This is a genomic window from Chitinophaga sp. 01L420, from assembly GCF_056399985.1.
This window is the reverse complement of record NZ_JBFTSK010000019.1, coordinates 164,575-188,798: the sequence shown is the minus strand read 5'-3', so window position 1 is coordinate 188,798 and position 24,224 is coordinate 164,575. Positions and strand designations below refer to the sequence as shown.

Genomic DNA, 24,224 nt, shown 5'->3' with positions numbered 1-24,224 from the left:
AACATGAACATCAGATCAGGAAAAATTTTACCTGCGGTAGAAGCAGATAAAACAGCAGTTATACATGGGAGTACAACGCTCAGTTACGGCGGACTGGCAGAAGCGGTATGGAATAATGTGGTGATGCTGAAAGTGACCGCAGGTCGCCCTGTATTTATCGTGGCAGATGATCCCATTACGCGGTTAACGCTGGCGTTAAGTGTAATAGAAGCAGGTGGCTATTGTTCCTTCCTGCACCCGGATGCAGATGATGTCTTAAAACAGGAAATCAGCAACTGGAAAGAGGCGGTGATATTATCTGAGAAATGTTACAGCGGACAGTTTGCATCCGAACGAATGATTATATACGATGCGGAGGGGTACATTCTTCCTTCCAGCCTGGTGCTGGCGGAAGATGAACCACCATACGCAACAACAGGCGGTATCGTTTTGCGTAATACCCTTCCGGGGGAGGCCGCCGCTTTTATAGTTGATTATCCGGTGCTCACAGAGCACTTACAACATATCATCCGTGAATTTGGGATCACTGCTTCTCAGCGGCTGCTAACGGATACTGTCCGTCAGTACCACGATCTGCTGGAGTGGTGGCTACCGGCTATCTCCGGAAAAGCAACCCTGCAGTTTATGGACAAAAACACGCCAGGCGGTAGTCATGGCGAAGTGGCGTTGAAACTGAATGTAAAAGGAGTGAGAGAGTGGTTGCACCGCCCCGGATCATTCCGGCATATCATCAATGGTGATACCGGCAGGCTGATCATCAGTTGCCACCACCGTGTTAACCGCCACCTGGTGAAAGCATGGAAAAAACAGTACCCTCATATCCCGGTGGTGTCGCATACCTATCAGTTGTTAGGCCTGCCCGTATCCATTGCCAGCGGGTATATGGACGCAGCCGAAGTAACAGATGCCGATATCACAGACAGCTTATCCTTACACCGGCCATTTGGCAAAACGAGGATCGCGATACTGGATGAAAAAGGCAAACCGGCACCGGTGAATGTAAAAGGTAGTCTGCAGGTAGAAAACAATTGTTTGACGAACCCGGTATTATTTAATCAGGATTCCCCTGTTTCTCAAAAATTATTTCCCACGGGATACAATGCCCGCTTTATACCCGGCGGAAAAATACAGCTGATCAACCAGCAACACCGGGAGGTACGCAGCGGCAACCAGGTGATCACGCCGGATGAAATAGAGGAAATCGTTTACGCACATCCGTTAGTATACCAGGCAGCAGTAATGTTGTCATTCGGACATACCCATCCTGGCGTAACGGTATTTGTAACGCCAAAAGAAAATGAAGAGATAACTCCTGCTGGTTTGCGTCAGTGGCTGAGTGTATACGTGCCCGCATCCCGGATGCCGCGTTACTTTGTGGTATTGCCATCTTTCCCGGAACTGGCGGATGGTCAGCTGGATATCGCTGCCCTGCGGTTGCCGGAAGATCATTACGACAGCCAGGCTACCGCTAACGAAACAGAGGCCCGGATCATCAGCATCTGGAAAGAAACGTTGAAACAGGATAATATAGGTCCGGCAGATGATTTCTTTTCGCTGGGCGGACATTCTTTGCTGGCAGCACGTACCACGGCCGTGATGAACGATGCCTTTGGTCTTACCTTGTCTCTCAAAGATATTTTTATACACAGTACGCCGGCGTTGCTGGCGACTTTTATTGCCAACCTAACGGAAACGGATACTGGCGAACGCCCTGTTCCGGGTGAGCGTGGTAATCATATACCGCTTTCTTTTTCACAGGAAAGGGTATGGTTCATTCATCGTCTGCAGGGCAGTGTGCCCTTTCATTTACCTGCACTGCTGAAGTTGTCGGGTAAGCTGGATATTGCCGCATTGGAATATGCTTTGTCAGGCATTGTGCAGCGGCATGAAGTGATACGTACACTGATCCGGGAAGAGAACGGCGAAGCATTCCAGGAGGTAATACCTGCCGATACCTGGCAAATGCAATACACAGATGCTACGGCGCTGAACGGAGAAAGCGCCTTGCAGGAGCTCCTCCATCAGCAGGTGATGCTGCCCTTTGATCTGCGAAAAGATATGATGCTGCGGGCTACACTCATCCGCCGGTCTGATAACGAACATCTCTTGCTGTTGGTGATGCACCATATTGCTACAGACGGAGGATCTTTTCCGGTGATCATGAATGAGCTGGTGGCATTTTATGTAGCCCATACAGAACATCGGGAGCCTGAACTGGCACCGCTGCCCCTGCAGTATGCGGATTATGCCATATGGCAGCGCAAACTGCTGACGGATGCGGTGTTGGACAAAGAAGTGGGCTTTTGGAAGCAACAGTTGGAAGGATTATCACCGCTGGAACTACCCACCGATTTTGCGCGGCCGGCTATTCAAAGTACCGCCGGTGGAATGGTGTGTTTTCATCTCGATAAATCGTTACACAAACAATTAAATATGCTGGCGCGACAGGAAGGGGTAACCCTTTATGTGTTGTTGCTGTCGGCATTTAAAATAGTGTTGGCACGTTACAGCGGGCAGCAGGACATTTGTGTGGGTGTACCTGTGGCCAACAGAACGTATGCCGAACTGGAACCGCTGATAGGCTTCTTCCTCAACCTGCTGGCCTTGCGTACGCAGGTGGGTGAGTCGGGCAGCGGCAGGGTACATGACCTGTTGTTATCTGTAAAAGAGTCCCTCCTGCAGGCCTATGCGCACCAGGAAGTGCCTTTCGAAAAAGTAGTAGGCACACAGCGGGATCTCAGCCGGAGTCCTGTATTCCAGGTGTCGTTTACACTGCACAGTGGTGGCGGGGCCGAGCTGTTCCGCATCCGCGACCTTGCCCTCAGTGAAATAGACCTGGAAGAGCGGGCCATACAATTTGACCTCGATGTGGCGGTAGTGGAAACAAAAGGCGCGCTGCAGGTAAACCTGGGTTATTGCAGTGATCTTTTTACGCGGGAAACAATCCTGCGCATGGCGCAACATTACCAACAGGTGTTGTTGTCGATACTGGAAAATCCTTATCGCAAGATTGCTGACATTCCGTTTATAACGGCATCGGAAGCTACGCTGTTGAAGGATTTCAATGACAAGGCTTATCCGTTCCCCCAGGATAAAACAATGGATGAACTGATAGATGAAATTGCTATCCGCTATCCCCACCGGATTGCCATAAAGCATAACAATAACGTGGTCGACTATACGCAACTTAAACAGGGGGCGGAGCAATTGGCCAACTACCTGGTGTCCGCCTCAAAGTTGCAACATGAGGATATTGTGGGCGTATTATCAGACAGAAGTCCTTTACTGCCGCAGGCTATTTACGGTATATGGAAAGCCGGTGGCGCATACCTGCCGCTGCATCCGGAGTTACCGGAGGAGCGGCTGAAAATGATACTGGAAGATGCAGGCGTAAAAGTACTGATCACAGAAAAAAAATATAGCACGGTAGCTACTGCTTTGCAGGCAGCCTGCCCGTTGCTGGAGCATGTTGTATATGCCGACAGTCGGGAAGCATATCAGGAAGGCATCTTTCTGAAAAGTAATACCGGAAAGGATAACAGCCAACTCGCCTATGTAATATATACTTCCGGTTCTACGGGAAAACCCAAAGGGGCGATGGTAGAACATAAGGGGATGATCAATCACCAGTATGCACGTCTCAGGGAGCTGGAAGCAGATGATCAGTGCCGCATAGCGCAGAATGCTTCTCAGAGTTTTGATATTTCTATTTTCCAGTCGTTTGCCGCGCTGTTGTGTGGTGGAACTACCGTTATTTATAGCCAGGATACCGTATTAAGACCGGACGAATTCCTGAAGCAGGTGACCGCGGATGGTATTACGATGATGGAAATAGTGCCAGGATATTTATCGCTGGTGCTGGATGAACTGCCGGTTCAGAAGCAGTCGGTGTTTACTGCCCTGAAGTATATGCTGGTAGGGGGAGAAACGATGAAGAAGAGCCTGGCAGAACGATGGTTTGCTGCCTTTCCCGGTATAAAGCTGGTGAACGGTTACGGACCTACGGAGGCATCAGATACGATTACGCAGCATATCATGGATCAGGTTCCTGCCGGCAGCAGTATTCCTGTTGGTAAGGTATTACAGAACCTGCGTATTTATATTGTAGATAAAAATGGAGAACTATGTCCGCTGGGAGTGGTAGGTGAAATATGGGTGGCGGGTGTTGGCGTAGGCAGAGGATATTTGAATGATCCGGTTAAAACAGCCACCTCATTTATAATCGATCCTTTCACACAGGACGGTGGACGCTTATATAAAACCGGTGACCTGGCCCGTTACCTGCCTGATGGTTCCATTGAGTTTACCGGCAGAAAAGATTACCAGGTAAAGATCCGTGGTTACAGGATTGAACTGGGAGAAATAGAGCAGCGGCTGAATAATTTGCCTGGTGTAAAAGAAACGGTGGTGATGGACAGGGAAGGTGCAGATCATCTGCCGGCATTGTATGCTTATGTTACACTGGATGCCGGGTGCAGGATGGATGAACAACAACTCAAAACATTGTTGTCCGCACAGTTGCCTGCTTATATGGTGCCTGCACATATCATGGTGCTGGAGGTGTTTCCGCTGACAGCCAATGGTAAAGTAGATCGCAAAATATTACCCATGCCGGATGCAGCGGCCATCGTTGCAAAAGATATGGTGTTGCCACGCAACCGGGTGGAAGCCGGTATGGTGGCTATCTGGCAACGATTGTTGCAGGTGGAAACGGTGAGCGTGACCGCTGATTTTTTTGAACTGGGTGGCCATTCGTTACTGGCGGTGCGGGTATTGTCCGCTATCCGCAGTGAGCTGGACCTGGAAATCAGCATCAGGGACTTTTTTACTTATACGAGCATCGCTTCATTATCTGCGTTTATTCATGACCGTGAGGACGCACCAACAATCGCTGCAACACTGGGCGTACAGGAAAGAGACGCATTTATCCCTCTATCTTTTTCTCAGGAACGGCTTTGGTTTGTAGACCGTTTCTCCGGCTCGCTTCCTTATCATCTTCCATTTTTGCTGAAGCTGACAGGTGTTATAAATGCACCGGCATTACAATATGCATTACAGCAAATCGTGAACCGGCATGAAGTGTTACGTTCGGTGATACGGGAAGAAAATGGCAAGGGGTATCAACAGGTATTGCCTGAAAATGGCTGGCAACTGGAGTTTTTAGATGCCGCCTATTTTACTGATGAAACGGAATTAGAGGCGTTTATCCGGGAGGAAATACAAACTTCCTTTAACCTGGAAGCAGATCACATGATGCGTGCAACACTTATTCGCCTCAACAGGAACGAACACCTGCTGCTGATAGTGACGCATCATATTGGATCGGACGGGTGGTCCATACCGCTGATGGCCAATGAACTGGCGGTTTTATACAGCGCCAGGGTACAGCAACATACCCCCGTTTTACCAGAGCTGTCGTTACAGTACGCAGACTATGCGATCTGGCAGCGCAAAAATATCAAAGAAGAACTGTTGGCGACACAGTTGAATTACTGGAAGGGACAATTGTACGGGGTAGAACCTTTGCAGCTGCCAACAGATTTTATACGTCCTGCCATGCAGAGCACCCGTGGGGCTGTAAAGCATTATCATCTTGCAAAAAATATCTGTGAAGCGCTGGAATCATTTTCAGAAAAGCAGGGTGTAACGTTGTTCACCACTATGCTGACGGTGTTTAAAGTACTGCTGCACCGACACAGCAATCAGCACGATATCTGTGTAGGTATTCCTGTTGCCGGCCGCCTGCGGCCAGAACTGGAGTCACTGATTGGCTTCTTCGTAAACACAATGGCACTGCGCAGTGATTTTACCGGCAACCCGCTTTTTACCACTATGCTGCAGCAGGTAAAGGAAACTACTATCGCGGCTTTCATGCACCAGGATGTACCCTTTGAAATGGTAGTGGATCAGTTGACTATTCAACGGGACATGAGCCGCAATCCGGTATTCCAGGTAGCCTTCGGATTAAATAATGTGCCGGCTGCCGCGTCCACGTTGATGCTGGATCAGCTTGAGGTGGAAGAAGTGCTGCTGGAAAAAGAACACGCCAAATTCGATATCAGTTTTGAATGGTTTGTTACCGGCAACGGATTACAACTGAGCGTGGAATATTGCACAGACCTTTTTACTGATGATACCATCACGCGTCTGGTGCATCATTATATGAACCTGTTACAGGCCATACCTGAGCAGGCACACCTGCATGTACTTGAATTGCCTATGCTGTCTGCTGCAGAAATACAACAACAGTTGGCAGACTTTAATGATACCAAAGTACCTTATCTCCTGGAGCAAACCGTTACCGGTTTACTGGATATACAGGTACGCAGCAACCCTGCAGCCATTGCCATTGTAAGCGATGATAGGCAGATTTCCTACAGTGAACTGGATGAGCGTTCCGGACAGCTGGCTAATTATCTCCTTCAGGAAGGAATTGGAAAAGGTTCACTGGTAGCGGTTTGTATGGCCAGATCTCCGGAACTGATCATCAGCATTACAGCTATTCTGAAAGCCGGGGCGGCATATGTGCCCATAGATCCGGCGTATCCGCATCAGCGTATTGCCTTTATCCTGTCAGATACAAGAGCGGCGCTGCTCATCACAGATGATGCCCTGAACACCACGCCGGATGAGCAACTACCTGTTAAAACATTACATGTCAGTGATCATTGGCAACAACGGGTAGCGTTACTACCTGCTACCATCAGTGATGTATCTATTGTGCCGGAAGACCTGGCCTATGTGATCTATACCTCCGGATCTACCGGCGAACCCAAAGGGGTAATGGTAGCACATAGGTCTCTACTCAATCTCTGTTACTGGCATACCGATGCCTTTAATGTAACGGCTGCTTCCCGTGGCACCATGTATGCAGGCATTGGCTTTGATGCAGCAGTCTGGGAAATATGGCCCTACCTGTTGAATGGTGGTAGTTTGTACCCTGTAGCAGAAGAATTGAAATTGGATATGGATAGCTTGCTGCATGTCTTTCATCATAACAGTATCACTCATACGTTTTTACCTACCGCTATTTGCGAACAACTGGCGGATCACATCACAGCAGCGGATGAAACATTGCCACTGATACTTACTGGTGGTGATCAACTGAAAAAGGCAAGCCCATATTTACGGATCATTAATAATTACGGTCCTACGGAATCTACCGTGGTAGCTACTTCTATACCGCTGAACCCAACCGCTGAAAAAGGGGTGCTTACTATTGGCCGCCCTATCAGCAACACACAGATTTACATCCTGAATGACGCCCTGCAGCTAATGCCGGCAGGCGCCTCCGGCGAAATATTTATTGGTGGCGACAGCCTGGCCATAGGATACCTTAACCAGGACGAATTAACGGCCACCCGCTTTATTGTCAATCCTTTCGAACAACATACCCGTCTGTATCGTACCGGTGATCTAGGTCGCTGGCTGCCGGATGGCACCATAGAGTTTGTTGGCAGGAAAGACAACCAGGTGAAGATAAGAGGCTATCGCGTAGAATTGGGCGAAATAGAAAATGTTATACAACAAAGCGGGCAGGTAAGTCAAACCGTTGTGCTGGCGAGAGAAGATCATGCCGGTCATAAACAACTGGTGGCCTATATCGTATCGCCTGATTCATTGAACAAGGATAGCTTAACAGATTATCTCAAAGCAAAATTACCTGCTTATATGGTGCCGGCATTACTGGTACCACTGGATAGTATGCCGCTGACGCCCAATGGCAAAATAGACAGGAAAGCATTACCGGTACCGGATACCGCTGCACTTTCCGGCAGCGTATATACGTCACCGAGAAATGAACTGGAACAACAACTCGCCAATACCTGGCAGGACCTGCTGGGAATAGCATCAGTGGGAATCCACGATAATTTCTTTGAATTGGGTGGTGATTCCATCATCTCCATACAATTGGTCAGCCGGTTAAAACGCCTGGGATATTCCCTGCACACAAAGGATGTGTTTAATAATCAAACGATCGCCAGGCTGTCGGCATTGCTGATAGAACGGCAAACCGTTACACCTGCATTTATTGCAGAACAGGGCTACCTGACAGGGCCCAGCGGACAGCTGCCGATACAACAATGGTATTTTGAAACCCGGCCGGCAGTAATATCACATTTTAACCAGAGCATTCAGCTGAATATCAATAAAGCCGTAACAGCTGCGGTGATGCAGGAGGTAGTAGCACAACTGGTAGCACACCACGACAGCCTGCGTTTTTTATATAACCATCACAGTGATAGCTGGATACAGGAGTATACATCAGCAACGAACATCCAGGTGCAGGTGAAAGATCTGAAACATGTTTCCCCTCAGGAGTTGCCGGCGCTGATCACCGCATTGGAGGAACAACATCAGCGAAGCCTGGATATTACATCCGGACAGGTAATGCGTGTGGTATTACTGGAAACCCCGGCGGAAGTACGTGACAACAGGTTGCTCACCATCATCCATCACCTGGCAGTAGATGGCGTATCCTGGCGGATCTTACTGGAAGATACAGAACTGCTGATCACGGCAGCCATTAATGGTAACGTAGCAGACCTGGGTAAAAAGACAGGTTCCTACCGTCAATGGTATCAGTCGCTGGAACATTATGCAGCCTCTTCAAGATTATCGTTACAGCAACCCTACTGGGAGAAAATCACCCAGGCATATACCGCGTTGCCGGTAGATACTTCTTACCCTGATGCTATAACGGTGAAGGATGTACGCCGCATAATCACCTCGCTGGATACTACGTTGACTCATCAGCTATTACAGGATGTTTCAAAAGTATACCGTACAGATATCAATGACATGCTGCTGGCGGCGCTGGCAAGACTGCTGGCAGATTGGAGCGGCCATCACAACGTGGTGATCGGACTGGAAGGACACGGTAGGGAAGATGTAGGAACAGACACGGATATCAGCCGCACCGTAGGATGGTTTACGAATCTTTATCCCGTATTGCTGGATGTAACACGCTCCGAAAATGAAAAAGACCTGATCCGGAATGTGAAAGAGCAACTCCGGAGCATCCCGGACAAGGGCATGGGATATGGCGTACTGAAGTATATCCGTAAAACAGCGCAACTACATGGCAATGATCCCTGGGATGTTGTATTTAACTACCTCGGGCAGTTGGACAACCTGGTGAGTAGGAGTCAATGGTTCAACGGCATGGATGAAGCAGATACCTCCAATGCCAACGTAAGCCCGCTGAACAGTGTTGGTGAAAAGATAGCCGTAACGGCCATGGTAGAAGGTGGGGCGCTGGTGCTGGTATGGAATTACAGTAGCCGGCATTTTGAAGCAGCTAACATTCAAGAGCTGGCCAACCGCTACCTGGAAATACTGACAGCATTGATACAACACTGTATAGAACAGTCCGGCACCGTATACACGCCTTCTGACTATGGATTATCTGCTGAAGTAAGTAATGAAGAGCTGGATCTCTTCTTTATGAAACAGGAAACAGATGACGAAGAAGCCGACATGGACAGTATTCTGAACTTCTAAAATCAAGTATAAAAAATGACTATCCAGGAATTTGTGGAATATATTGAAAGCATGCATTTCTCACTGGCAATAGAAGGCGATACATTGAGCCTGAAGGCCAACAGGAAGAAGCTGAGCAAGGAAGAAATCAATGCCATCAGGCAAAACAGCGAAATCATCACCTACATTAAAACAAATAAAGCAGCCCTGATGGATTATGTGGCTGCTGCCAAAAATAAAAAGCATACAGAAGCTGTTAACGCTTTATATCGTTTAAGCGGGCTGCAGGAAGGGATGCTCTTTTACGGTTTGTATGATGACGGCACTGGTGCTTATATCAACCAGTTGTCGTGCGACCTGTTGCTACCAGATGAAGCCATTTTCATCAGGAGCTGGCAACACCTGTTCACCAGGCATAGTATCCTGCGCAGCAGTTTTTATTATGATGCCTTCAGCATTCCCGTGCAATGTGTGGCCCAGTCTGTTACCTTACCGGTTACAAAACTTGATTTCCGTCACCTCGATGCCGAAGCACAACAGGAAGCACTGAAAGCATATGAAGAAGCTGACAAACGAAAAGGATTTGATTTCAGACAGGCTCCCGTGATGCGCCTGGCCCTCATCCGCCTGGATGAGCAGCGTTACCGGATGGTATGGACACATCACCACATCCTGCTGGATGGCTGGTCTGTGCCCACCCTGATGGAAGAGTTTATTGATACCTATGAGCGGTTGACAGCCGGCAGGGAATTGCTGGAAGAAGAGGAAGACAGATACGAAGATTATATCCGTTATATAGCAGCCCGAGATAAGGAAGCAGATGAACAATTCTGGCGCAATTATCTCCGGGACGTGGATGAAGGTTGCCTGCTGCCATTCGTAACGACTACGGCAGAACGAACAAAAGGATTGGGTGTGTATGCGGTGGAACAATTAAAGCTGGGAACCGCCGTAACAGCACGTATAGCAGCATATGCACAGCGCAATCATATCACTGTAAATACCCTGATGCAGGGCGTGTGGGCGTGCCTGTTACAACATTATACCCGCCGTGCAGCGGTGACTTTTGGCGTAACGGTTTCCGGCAGACCAGAGGAATTACCGGGCATTGAACGCCGTATTGGTATGTACATCAATACACTGCCGGTATTTACGCAATGGCAGCCGGAGCAGGAAGTAGCGGCATGGTTGCAACAAATACAGCAGGAACAGTTACAGTGCAGAGAGCATCAATATACTGCGCTGAATGATATACAACGCCTGACAGGCGTACAGGGTGATCTCTTTGATACCATATTGGTGTTTGAAAATTACCCCGTGTCAAAGGTGGCTGCGTCCGGAGCATCTTCCCTGCAACTGGACAATATCAGTTTCCATGAGCAAACGAATTACCCGCTGGATATTATGGTGGAATTAGCTGCAGAAACAGTTGTTTCCTTTAACTATAATACCCTTTTGCTGGAAGCATTTTATGTAAAGCAACTGGTAGTTCATTTTGAACATGTGTTGTTGCAGATAGCAGATGGTGCTGCTCAGCATTTATCTGATATTGTGCTGATCACACCGGAAGAACGGAAACAGTTGTTGCAGGATTTCAATGATACCGAAAAGCCATTTGATCTGAGCAATAGTTTCTATCACTATGTAGAAAAATATGCGAGGGAAACACCTGATAAAACAGCCATCATCTGCGATGACCGGCAGTTGACCTATCAACAGTTAAACAGCCGCGTAAACAACATGGCTGCCGCCTTACAGGAACAGATCACTATCCGTGAGGATGATTTCCTGGCGGTATTCATGGATCGTTCAGAAAATATGGCGGCGACCATCCTGGCTATATGGAAACTTTCCGGTGCCTATATTCCCATTGAAAAGAAATTACCGGACAACCGGATTATCTCCATCCTGGAAGATGCCGGGATAAAAGCCGTAGTGGCAGAACGGGCGCTTGTTAGCCCGGGAATGGCGGAAAGGATACAACAGTACTGCCCGCTCATTTATGTGGAAGATTTGCTGGAACCACGTATGGTGGCAGACAGAAATCCAGAGCTGTTTTTGAATCCGGGAAGTTTATCTTTTTCCGTATTCACCTCCGGTTCTACCGGCCGTCCCAAAGGGGCTATGAGCGAACATGCCGGTATGATGAATCATGCATGGGCCACCGTGGAATATCTTGGCATGGACGAAGAAAGTGTATTGGTACAAAATGCTTCTCATAGTTTTGATATCTCGGTATGGCAGTTCTTCACCGCTTTTATCAAAGGAGGTACCACATTGGTATTGAACGATGATATCGTCCACAATGCAGAGGAATTTCTCCGCAGGGTAGTGGCGCACCAGGTGACCGTATTACAAGTAGTACCCACTTATCTGAACCTCTTACTGGATATACTGGAAAAAGATCCACAGCAATATCTGCTGCCCGTGCAGCGCCTGGTTTGCGGTGGTGAGATCCTGAAGCCGGAAACAGTAAAGCGTTGGTTTGCCCTGTATCCAGGTACCACGGTGGTGAATGACTACGGACCTGCAGAAGCATCAGACGGTACCTGCTGGTATGTATTTGACAGCATACCGGATGATATGCAGCAGATACCGATAGGTACTTCTATCTACAATATGCATACTTATATCGTTGACGACTATATGAATTTGTGCCCGGTAGGTGTAGTGGGAGAAGTGTGTGTGGCTGGTGTGGGCGTAGGACGCGGATATATCGGTGATCCTGAAAAAACGGCCGCCGTTTTTATGATGGATCCTTTTGCCACAACACCGCAACGACTTTATAAAACCGGTGATCTGGCGCGTTATCGTCCGGATGGGTTACTGGAGTTCCATGGCCGTAAAGACTACCAGGTAAAGGTAAACGGACAACGGATAGAGCTGGGAGAAATTGAAGCGAAGCTGGCGCATCTTCCTGCCGTAAAAGATGCTGCAGTCATTGCCGCTGATGATACGAACGGCCGCAAATATCTCTGCGCTTTTGTGGTGTTTCATGAAGGCCAGGCACAGGAAACAGTTCGTTTGAAAGAATTATTATCCAAAGAGCTTCCGCCGTATATGGTACCCCGCATTTTCCAGGAACTGGAAATATTACCGGTGAATGCCAATGGAAAAGTAGACCGCAAACTGTTGTCGCGTATGAATACGGCCACCGTAGCAACGGGAGCTGATTATACTGCACCGGTGCTTGATGTGGAGAAAGTGCTGGCAACTGCGTGGCAGTTGGTATTGAAGAAAGAAAGAATAGGTCTCACCGATAATTTCTACGAGTCGGGTGGGGATTCCATCAGCGCCATACAGGTGGCTTCGCAGATTTATAAGCAGGGATATAAAGTAGAGATCAAAGATATTATGAAGTTGCCCACTATCAGGGAACTGGCCCTCGTGGTAAAACCGCTGAAAGTAACGGCAGAACAGGGAGCCGTGACAGGAGAAGTGCCGCTCATACCTATTCAGGCCGATTTTTTTGCAGCGAAAAAAACAGCACCGCATCATTATAATCAAACGGTGTTACTGCAATCAAAGCAACCGTTGAACAACAGCGCTGTACAAAAGGCCATCAATGAGCTGGTTGATTTTCACGATGTATTAAGAAGCGTTTTTAAAACGGTAGCAGGAAAAGTACAGCAGTACACGCGGCCAACAGGCATAGGAGTAGCCGTAGAAAGCTATGATTGGCGCCATTCCGGGGATGCTTCCTTGTTGATGGAGCAAACCGCGGATCAGTTGCAAGGCTCCCTCGATCTGGCGGAAGGTCCTTTATTACAGGTAGCCATTTTCCGGATGCCGGAAGGAGATCACCTCTTTATCACGGTACATCACCTGTTAATAGATGCCGTGTCGTGGAGAATATTACTGGAAGATTTTTCCGCTTTGTACGAAGCAGCGCTACAATCGCTTACCGTTAGTCTGCCTGCTAAAACAGATGCTTTTAAAACGTGGGCAACACGTTTAACGCAATATGCCAACTCCCCTGATTTCAGGAAAGAAATCGCCTACTGGCAGTTGCTGCAGCACCAGGAAGCAGGTAGCTTCCCCTGCGATGGGCACGACATCCGCTCTGCTGCGGTGAAAGATATTACTACTTACAGTGTGCGCCTGGATGAGCATACCACCCGCTTACTGACTACACAGGCACACAAAGCATATAATACGGATATCAACGATTTACTATTGGCGGCACTGGGGCTTGCTACTGCCCGTGTGTTTGGTCTGCAACATATGCGGTTGATACTGGAAAGTCATGGCCGCCCCGATATTTTTAATGATATCACGGTAGCCCGTACCATCGGCTGGTTTACCAGTGAGTATCCCATTTGCCTGAACCTGGAGGAGGTACATGACCTGCCGAAGCATATTAAACAAACCAAAGAATTGCTGCATAAGGTGCCACATGGCGGTATCGGATATGGCCTTGCAAAATACCTGGCTGCCGGTGATCCGCTGCCACATACAGAAAAGCCACAACTGGTATTTAACTATCTCGGTGCTACCGGTGATGATCTGCCGGATGGAGATTTTATCCTGCTGGAAGATGCAGCTGGTGCGGTAGAATCGCCACTCAACAATAGCGACTACTCCCTGGAACTGATTGGTTTCCTCCGTCAGCAACAGTTAGTATTAACGGTGTATTATCATCCTGCACAATTCAGGGAAGCAACCATCAGCGACTGGATGCAGGCTTACAGGGATGCCCTGGAAGAAGTAGTGGCGCTTTGTTCGGGTACCACCACTCAAGAGCTTACACCCAGTGATTATGACTATAAAGAACTATCACTGGAAGAATTAGATGCGCTGAACTCAATGTTTGAATAACACTCACAAACCAAACTATCTAAACCCATAAACCAATAACTATCATGTCTGTTTTCTCTGGATTTCATCTCTCTGAAAAACCCCGGATCGTTACACCGGCCATCCCGGGTACCCGCTCACAGGAATTGCTGGCATTACAGCAGCAAATAGAAGGAAGTATCGTGTCATACCCCAGGAGTATTCCTATTGCTATTGAACGTGCCAAAGGCGCTATTATAGAGGATGTGGACGGCAATCAGTTCCTCGACTTTTTTGCCGGTGCCGGCGTGGTGAATCTGGGTCATTCCAACGAAGAAGTATTGGCCTATGTAACTGCCCAGCAGGAAAAGCTGATCCATGCACTGGACTTTCCTACGGAAAATAAATTATCTGCTATTCAAAAAATACTGGCCCATCTGCCGGAAGAACTGAGAGATCAGTACAAGGTTAGCTTTGGCGGACCTACCGGTTCAGACGCCATTGAGGCGGCTCTCAAACTGGCCAAGATCAAAACCGGTCGTGATACCATCATTGCTTTCACCGGCGGCTATCACGGTATGACAGCAGGTGCGTTGTCACTCACCTCTGATACCGGTTTCCGCAACCGGATTACCTCCCTGATGCCAAACGTACACTTTGTGCCTTATAGCTATTGCTATCGTTGCCCATTTAAGCTGGAAGAAAAGAACTGCAAAATGGCCTGCGTGGATTACCTCAGAAATGTGCTGGAGAATGGACATTCCGGTGTTCCTAAACCTGCTGCTATTGTGATTGAGCCAATACAGGGCGAAGGCGGCAATATTGTGCCAAGAGAAGGTTACCTGGAGGCACTGGTGAAACTGGCACATGCACATGATGTGCTGGTGATCTTTGATGAAATACAAAGCGGCTTTTTCCGCTCCGGCGAATTTTTAGCCTGGATGCATACCGGCGCTGTTCCGGATATTATTACCGTATCAAAAGGCCTGGGTGGCGTAGGTCTCCCGCTGGCAGGAATCATTTACCGCAAGGACATAGAAGCCTGGGGACCAGGTGCACACATCGGTACCTTCAGAGGTAATCAGGCCAGTCTGGCAGGTACCAACGGCGCTTTCGACTTCGTTGATAAGTATAACGTAAATGATCATACGAAAAAAGCAGGTGAATACCTGATCAACGGATTGAAAGAATTACAGGAGAACAGCAGTTACATCGGCGATGTAAGAGGCCGTGGACTCATGATAGGAGTGGAGTTTGTAAAAAATAAACATACGAAAGAACCTTTCCCTGGCATGGTAAAGCATTTCAGGAATGAGTGTATGCAACGCGGATTGATCTTCGAAGTGGGTGGGCACTATAACAATGTAGTTCGCCTGGTACCTCCTCTGATCATCACTATGCCTATTATCGATGCAGCCCTTGATGTAATGAAAGCCGCGCTGGAAATATGCGAATCCGCTGTAAACGGAGAAAGGGTGGCGGTATTATAAGTACGCTGGCTGCCCGCTAATATTTGCCCTATAAAAAACTATCCAATGAACGACAAGCATAATATACAGAAGATATATCCGCTGACCGCCATGCAGGAGGGGATGCTGTTCCATACACTATACGGTGGTAATCATGCTTACTTTAACCAGGTGTGTTACCGTACCTCCGGTCACCTGGAAACCGCTTTGCTGGAACAAAGCCTGGATGTACTTTCCCTGCGGCATGATATCCTCAGAACTTCTTTTGTATATGAGAAGAATGAAAGACCGATACAGGTAGTATTAAAAAATCGTCGTATTGCTTTCTATACCACTGATATTTCTCACCTGGACAGCAGGGCTGCAAAAGCATTCCTGGAAGACTTCCGGCAGCAGGATATTCTCCGCAGCTTTGACCTGGTGAAAGATCCGCTGATGCGGCTGTCTGTGATAAAAATGGCCGACAACGAATATGAGTTTGTATGGAGCCATCATCACATCCTGCTGGACGGATGGTGTATACCTGTCCTGTTGAATGAGCTGGTTACCATTTATAGGGCGTTGGCGGCCGGGCAGCCGGTAAAATTACCACCGGCAGTATCCTTTGCTGCTTATATACAATGGCTGGAGAAACAGGATAAAGCGGCAGCATCCAGCTACTGGACTAATTACCTGAATGGATATACGAATATAGCAGGAGTGCCTCCGGTACTCTTTCCTGAAGGAAAAGTAGCGCATCATGTCACCGCAGTAGAAAAGCTACAGTTGTCAAAGGAGAAGACCGCTCAACTGGAAACGTTGGCCAGGAAAGAACATACCACCATGAACGTAATGTTCCAGTCGGTATGGGGCATACTCCTGGCTGCGTATAATAATACAAATGACGTGGTGTATGGCAACGTGGTATCTGGTCGCCCGGCGGAAATACCAGGCGTACAGGATATCCTGGGGCTGTTTATTAATACCGTACCACTGCGTATCCGCTTCGGCCACGAAACAAGGTTTAACCAGTTGCTGCAACAGGTGCATCATGATGCGATCGAAGGATTGCCTTATCATTATTCACCGCTGGCAGAAATACAAGCTGGTACTGCATTAAAGCGGGAGCTGCTCCAACATATCATTGCAGTGGAAAATTATCCGCTGGAAGAAGGTATCATGCAGTCCGGCAGCACCGGTGATATATTTGATGTGAAGGAAGTGAAGATGTTTGAACAAACCAACTACCACTTTCATATCAACGTAGTACTGGGAGAACAAATGGAAGTGATTTTATCGTATAACCCTGCCTGTTATACGACTGTATACATGAATGAGATCCTGCAACAGTTTGAAAGGATCATCGATCAGGTATTGACAAATGAAGATATTCCGGTAAAAGAAATAGCGATAGATATTCCTTCGGAAGTAACATCACAACCGGCTTATCAGTTGGCGTACTGGAAGAAACAACTGCACGGCGTAGAGCCATTGCAGTTGCCAACAGACTTTCCCCGTCCACCAATAGCGGGTACATATGCAGCAGTAGCGGAGTACAAAGTGCCCGATCATATCAGGGATGGCCTGACCATTTTATCAATGGATGAAAATACGACCATGTTCCAGGTGTTGCTGACGGCATTTCACGTGATGCTATACCGGTATACAGGTCAGCAGGTGATCAGTTCCGGTATTCCTGACCCACGTGGAAACAGGTTGCTGCCGTTAAGTGCGGACATCAGTAACGCCCCACTGTTTGTAAACCTGCTGCAACAGGTAAAGGATAGTATCCGGGAGGCGATAGCATGTCACGATGTGTCCTTAGCTGAAATAGCTGCATCATTAGGGATACCCGAGAATAATAACCCCGGCGCACTTTTCCGGGTAACGTTTGGTATGGAAGACAGTACCTCTGTTTTATTATTTTCCGGAGATGACTATACTGACTATGATCTGCAAATGCAGTTCAGGGACGGAGAAGCTGGTCTGCACATCTCTATAAAATATGCCACTGATCTTTTTACCGCTGCTACCATTGAGCGGATGCTGGGGCACTATCAGCAGTTGTTGCAGGATATACTGAGAAATCCTGAGCAAAGAATCGATACGCTGAGGATGCTCACCTTACCCGAAGAAACACAGCTGTTACTGGCTTCTGCGGAAAAAATAGCCGGCTATCCGTATCATAAAACCATCACAGATCTTATTGAAGAACAGGTAGCTGCTACACCGGATAATGTAGCAGTAAACATAGGTGCCTTACAACTAACTTACCGCGAACTGAATGAAAAAGCGAATCAGCTGGCACATTTTCTTCGTAGCAAAGGTGTAACAGCAGATACGCTGGTGCCGGTATGCATCGACAGGAGCCTGGAAATGATCATCGCATTGCTGGGTATTCTGAAAGCCGGTGGCGCCTATGTGCCGGTGGATCCGGCTTATCCGCAGGATCGCATTGCCTTTATGCTGGAAGATACCGCCGCGAAGGTGGTTATTTCTGCGTCATCTGTAGTAGCCGCAGTAAGTGACGCTACCAATGCCACTATCATTCTGCTGGACAGCGATGCAGCAGAAATCAGTAAAGAAAGCACACATAACCCTGATCCGGTGGCTGCTCCGCACCACCTGGCCTATGTAATATATACTTCCGGTTCTACCGGCAAGCCTAAAGGCGTGCTGATAGAACACCGCAACGTAGTGCGTTTATTTGAAACAGACGCGCCGTTGTACGACTTTAACAGTAAGGATGTATGGACCATGTTCCATTCTTTCTGTTTCGACTTTTCAGTATGGGAAATGTATGGGGCCCTGTTTTACGGTGGCCGCCTGGTCATAGTGCCGAAGGAAGTGGCAAAGGATACAACTTTATTTGCCGCATTGTTACAGGAAGAAGGCGTAACTGTACTTAACCAGACACCTTCCGCCTTTTATGTATTGCAGGATGATATGGTGGCTAACTCTGCTGCTTTGCAAATACGTTACGTCATATTTGGCGGGGAAGCATTGAATCCTGCGGCTATCAGGCCATGGAAATCATTGTATCCGGACTGCCGTATGATTAACATGTACGGTATTACAGAAACCACGGTGCATGTTACCTACCAGGAAATCGGGGAAACGGAAATGGCCAGTAGCAGCAGCGTAATAGGGATGCCTATTCCTACGCTGGGGCTTTATATTCTCGATGCCCGTTTGCAGTTATCGCCTGCAGGCATACCGGGAGAGTTGTATGTGTCTGGGGCAGGCCTCGCCAGAGGATATCTGCATCGTGACGAACTTACCCGGGAGCGGTTTATTGCTAACCCATTTAACAAAGAAAATAATTCCCGATTATATAAAACCGGCGATCTTGCCCGCTGGCTGCCGGATGGCAATATCGAATACCTGGGTCGTATTGATGACCAGGTGAAGATCCGCGGTTTCCGCATAGAGCTGGGAGAAATTGAAACGGCCTTGCAGCAGAGTGGTTTTGTGAAACAGGCGGTAGTGATGGCTGGTAATGATGCCACCGGTGCTAAAAGACTCGTGGCTTACGTGGTACCCGAAGGTATCTTTAACCGCGATGGACTACTGGCTTATCTGAAAGACAGACTGCCCGATTATATGGTGCCGGCCATCCTGATACCATTGCCGTATTTCCAGCTTACCTCCAATGGTAAAACCGATCGTAAAGCATTGCCTCATCCGGATGCAGCAGCCGTATCTGTTACAGGGTATGTAGCACCGGTTGGTAAAACAGAAGAAGTGCTGACAGGCATCTGGCAGCAACTATTGCACGTGGAGCGTATAGGCGTGCACGACAATTTCTTTGAACTGGGAGGTCATTCCCTTTCCGCCATTCGACTCACGGCCGCTATCAACAAACAGTTGAACGCTGCCGTAAAAGTGGCACTTGTATTTCAATATCCTACTATCCGGCAGTTGGCACAAAATATTGGCGGTGGAGAAAATGTATATGCAGCTATTCCGCTTGCACCGGTACAGGACAATTACCCGTTGTCGCATGCGCAGCAACGGCTTTGGCTTGTTTATCAACTGGAGGAAGACCGCGCTAATTACAACCTGCCTGTTGCCTGCACCTTCAGTGGTACACTCGATGTTGATGCATTATCGGCTGCTTTTAACCTGCTGGTAGCGCGGCATGAAATATTGCGCACGGTGTTTATAACGGTCAACGGAGAACCCCGTCAACAGGTAGTTTTCAACGATGCCCGTTTCGGATTACAGGTAGAAGACCTGCGCGGTAAAGAAGACGTGAAAGACCGGGTAGCAGCGGCTACGCGAAAGGTATTTGACCTGGAACAATCTCCGCTCTTCAGTGCACATCTGTGGCAAACCGGCCAGCAGGAATATGTATTTCTTTTGGTCATACATCATATCATCACAGATGCCTGGTCTACCGGTATTTTAATGAAAGAGTTGATGCAGTTCTATAGCGGCTTGCTGGATCATAAAAATGTGCTGCCTGGCGCTTTAAAAATACAGTACAAAGACTTTGCAGTATGGGATCATACACAAGCGGCTTTACCTGTTTTCCAGGAACACCGCCGTTACTGGCTGGATCATTTCCGCGAAACGGTGAATGTGCTGGAGTTGCCGGCAGATTATCCGCGGCAAACCAGTGGTATACAACAAGGAAAAGTAGTATATGCCACCGTGCCATCAGCATTAACAGATAAATTGAAAAGTATAGCCGGGCAACAAGGCGTAAGTCTTTTTATGCTGCTGTTGGCAGGCTTTAAAGCATTGCTGTACCGTTATACCGGTCAGCAGGATATTACAGTAGGTACCCCTGCCGCAGGCCGTGAACATAGCGACCTGGAAGACCAGGTAGGCTTTTACATAAACACCCTGGCTTTGCGGAGCCGGTTCAATGCAGATGCTTCCTTCGCTGCATTGCTGGAAGAAGTACGGAAAAATACCCTGGCTGCTTATGAACATCAGCATTATCCATTTGATCAGCTGGTAGAAGAACTGGCGATAAAGAGAGAAGCCGGCAGGTCGCCGCTCTTCGATATTATGCTGGTGCTGCAGAATGCCGATGGCGGTACTCATCTCCCGGAAAAATATGACGGATTTCACATAAAGGAATATCCGCTGGAACTGCAGAGCAGTAAATTTGATCTTACCATAGAGATGTGGGAAACAGCAGGTAGTCTGAAAATGTCATTCGAATATAATACCGGCCTTTTTAGTGAAGCGCGTATTACCCGTATGACTACCCATTATATTAACCTGCTGGCGGCTGTTGCAGATAATATTCAATTGCCGGTAGCAAGACTGGAATACATTGGTGCTGCTGAAAAGCAGCATATCCTCGAAGTACTTTCCGGTGATAACAAAAAGCTGCCGCAGGACAGTACCGTAACGCAGTTGTTTGAAGCAACGGTGGCGCGCTATCCGGATGCACCGGCCCTGGCAGATGAACAACATGCATACACTTACCGGGAGCTCAACGATCGTGCGGGCAATTTAGCGGCTTATATCAGCAGGCATCACGCTGTTGCCACCGGAGATGTTGTGGCAGTGGTGATGTCCAGAACAGCCGGATTTATTACTACGATGCTGGCGGTATTGAAAGCAGGTGCTGCTTACCTGCCACTGGAGCGTAATACACCGGCCGATAGAATCAAATTCCTGCTGGCCCAAACCAACGCTGCTTTACTGATTACAGATGATGTGGTATTAAAAGCTACACTGGAAGATGATATAGCAGTGCTGACGCCGGAAGAAGCATACTTTAGTACCTCCACTGAAGTATCTCCTTTAGCACCGGCTATTACAGGTGATTCCCTGGCTTATATTATGTTTACCTCCGGATCCACCGGCACTCCTAAAGGTGTAATGGTAACGCATAAGAGCATTGTTCGCCTGGTAAAAGATACCAACTATATCCGGCTGGACGCAACTGATAAAATATTACAGACAGGATCACTCTCGTTTGATGCGGCCACTTTTGAAATATGGGGTGCGTTGTTGAATGGTGGTGAGGTGCATTTACTAGACCTGATGCACTTGTTGGATACACCCCGGCTGGCTGCTGCTATCCGCGAAAAGGAAATTACCACGATGTGGTTCACTGCCTCCTGGTTTAATCAGCTGGCAGATCAGGACCCGTCACTTTTCAGGCCACTCCGCCATGTACTGGCAGGAGGAGAGCAACTATCACCTGCGCATATACGAAAAGTACAGGTAGCTTGCCCTGATATTACTATTACTAATGGATACGGACCTACGGAAAATACTACCTTCTCTATTTGTGGAGAAGTGCCTCTGCTTCCTGATACACCTGTGCCACTGGGCAGACCTATCAGCCATAGCACCGTGTATATAGTGGATCGTCACCTGCAGCCGGTGGGAGTAGGCATTCCAGGTGAAATATTGCTGGGCGGAGAAGGGCTAAGTACTGGTTATATGGGTGATCCGGAACGTACCGCACAACAATTTATCGCACATCCATTCCTTCCCGGTGAAAAAGTATATCGTTCCGGGGATCTGGGCAAGTGGCTGGAAAATGGTATGGTGGCTTTCCTCGGCAGAACCGATGACCAGGTGAAAATCCGTGGTTACCGCGTAGAACCAGGAGAAATCGCGCATGCTATACAGCGTATAACCGGCGTGAAAGAAGCATTTGTATTGGTAGAAAAAAATACGAATGGTGATAAAATGCTGGTATGTTATTACGTACCTGCAGCAGAAAAGAGCATTACTACTTTTAAACCTGCACTCAAAGCAGAGCTGCCCGATTATATGATTCCTGCTTTGTTTATACCGTTGGATAAGGCGCCATTGAACAAAAACGGGAAACTGGACAGAACCGCTTTGCCGGACATCAACGAATGGTTGGCGCAGCAGGAGCAAGGCGATGATGTTCCTCACAGTGAAACAGCCGCGCAGTTGCTGCTACTATGGGAAGAAGTGCTGGGCCGGAAAGGCATTGGCATGCAGGATAATTTTTTTGAATCAGGAGGTAGTTCCTTATCCGCCTACCGCATTATTACCCGCGTGGAAACAGTGATGCGTGTTAAGATAGGCCTGGCTACATTTTTCAAGCATCCTGATATTCATTCACTCGCTGCCTGGATAGATGAACAGGAGCAACAGGATACCCACAGCATACCATTGGTGCCTGCCGCAACATTGTATGAAGCATCGCGTGCACAACAACGTTTGTGGATAGTAGATAAACTGGAAACGGAAAAGAATGCCTTTAACATCACGGGTGCCTTTGTCATCAACGGTAAGCTGGACGCACCTGTGCTCGAACAGGCATTCAGACAGGTGATAGCACGGCATGAAATATTACGTACCGTGTTTGTAGAGAAAGATGGAACACCTTATCAGCGCATACTGGATACAGCAGACTGTCCCGTTACCTTGCCTGTAACGGTGGCCGCCACTGGAACGGATATTATTGAACAGGGCACGGCATTGCTGCGGGAAGAAGAAGAGCATGTGTTCCGGTTGGATAAATGGCCGTTGATCCGTTTCCGTTTGCTTACCAACGGTGAAGAACAGGTATTGGTACTGAATATGCACCATATCGTCAGTGATGGTTGGTCATTACAATTATTTTATACAGAAGCACTGCAACTATATATACAGCAGGTGAGTGGAGACACCCGCGGTTTGCCACCACTTCGTGTGCAGTACAAAGACTTTGCCGCCTGGCAGCAACAGCAGTTACTGCAGGATACTTCCCATGATGAAAAGTACTGGCTGCAACTGTTACAACGTACAGAAGAATATCCTGACCTACCACTGGACAGAGATCGTACCCGCACCCGTACCTATGGTAGTAACACCCTGACCTTTAACCTGAACGCGGCTACGTTACAAACATTCCGCGACTGGACGGGGGAAAAAGAGGTCAGCCTGTTTATGATATGTCAGTCACTGATTGTACTATGGCTGCAACAGTACCAGCATACCAACGATATTGTGGTAGGTACCACCACCGCAGGCCGCGAGCATCCGGACTTACAACAGCAGCTGGGATTTTATGTAAACGTACTGGCATTGCGCACGGTTTTACAGGAAGACGATACTTTCTTCAGCTTGCTGGAGAAAGTAAAAGCAACTACGCTGGCAGCATACGAGCACCAATCTTATCCTTTTGATCTGCTGATAGAAAAGCTGAGACTGAAACGTAACCTGGGCAGAAACCCATTGTTTGATGTCATGATTGCATTCAACGATGGCTTTGGCACACATATTCCCGATGCCCCGGATGGACTCCGTTTCACTGAATTGCCACAGGAAGAAAGGTTAAACAAATATGATATTACTTTCTTCATTGAGTCAGACCCGGCAGCCGGTATCAGCATAAGACTGGTGTATAACAACGCCTTATTTTATGAAGATACGATGATGGCGGTGCAGCATCGTTTGGAAACACTGGCAGCGCAGATAGTAAAGGATCCGCAGGTCCCCTTGCATACCCTGCTTCCCAAAACAACAAGACCAAAAGTGTTTAGTCTTGAAGATGATTTCAGTTAATCCGATATCCTTAATAAC

4 protein-coding genes are annotated in these 24,224 nt (G+C 48.0%); all 4 read left to right on the top strand.

Annotated features, from left to right (window positions below; all coding sequences use genetic code 11):
• Positions 1-3 precede the first annotated feature (3 nt).
• The 4 genes from AC1DP6_RS19265 to AC1DP6_RS19250 are packed head-to-tail and all read left to right on the top strand — an operon-like array spanning position 4 to position 24,206.
• Complete coding sequence (locus tag AC1DP6_RS19265) at positions 4-9,504, top strand: amino acid adenylation domain-containing protein (RefSeq protein WP_477056287.1); 9,501 nt, start codon at positions 4-6, stop codon at positions 9,502-9,504.
• Between the two features lie 15 nt (positions 9,505-9,519).
• Positions 9,520-14,301, top strand: coding sequence for an amino acid adenylation domain-containing protein (locus AC1DP6_RS19260; protein WP_477056286.1), 4,782 nt, complete (start codon positions 9,520-9,522; stop codon positions 14,299-14,301).
• 44 nt (positions 14,302-14,345) lie between these two features.
• Positions 14,346-15,749, top strand: coding sequence for an aspartate aminotransferase family protein (locus AC1DP6_RS19255; protein WP_477056285.1), 1,404 nt, complete (start codon positions 14,346-14,348; stop codon positions 15,747-15,749).
• Positions 15,750-15,794: 45 nt separating this feature from the next.
• The gene (locus AC1DP6_RS19250) at positions 15,795-24,206 is read left to right on the top strand and encodes an amino acid adenylation domain-containing protein (RefSeq protein ID WP_477056284.1); all 8,412 of its coding nucleotides are present in this window, start codon (positions 15,795-15,797) and stop codon (positions 24,204-24,206) included.
• Positions 24,207-24,224: the final 18 nt, after the last annotated feature.